This is a genomic window from Xanthomonas sp. SHU 199 (assembly GCF_000364665.1).
GTDB classification, from domain to species: Bacteria; Pseudomonadota; Gammaproteobacteria; order Xanthomonadales; family Xanthomonadaceae; genus Xanthomonas_A; species Xanthomonas_A sontii.
In genome coordinates, this window is the sequence record NZ_AQOI01000452.1 from 1 (window position 1) to 331 (window position 331).

Sequence of the window (331 nt, forward strand, 5' to 3'; positions counted from 1 at the left end):
CTTCAGTCCCGACGCATTGCGCCATCGGAAAGCACACACCACTTCGCGCGTCGCAGCTGCATGACAGTTGACTCCCACAACCTCCCGTGCCTGGTTGTCATCGCCGCAGATCCGCTTATTCCCCCGGCGCGTAGACATTCACCGACACTTCCAGCACGTCGTGGCGCCAGGATTCGATGTCGAATTCCACGGCGCGTCCGTCGGGATCGTAGCTGACGCGCTGTAGGCGGAAACAGGGCGTGCCGGCGGTGGATTGCAGCAGCACGGCCTGCTCGGCATCGAGCGTGGCCGGATACATCGACAGCCGGCTGCGCGCCTGCCGCAAGCCCAG

1 protein-coding gene is annotated in these 331 nt (G+C 64.7%); it reads right to left on the reverse strand.

Translation table 11 applies throughout. From position 1 onward, the window contains the following. Positions 1-115: 115 nt before the first annotated feature. The coding region (locus D183_RS24855; RefSeq protein ID WP_157835215.1) for a UTRA domain-containing protein at positions 116-331 on the reverse strand (216 nt) is incomplete at its 5' end.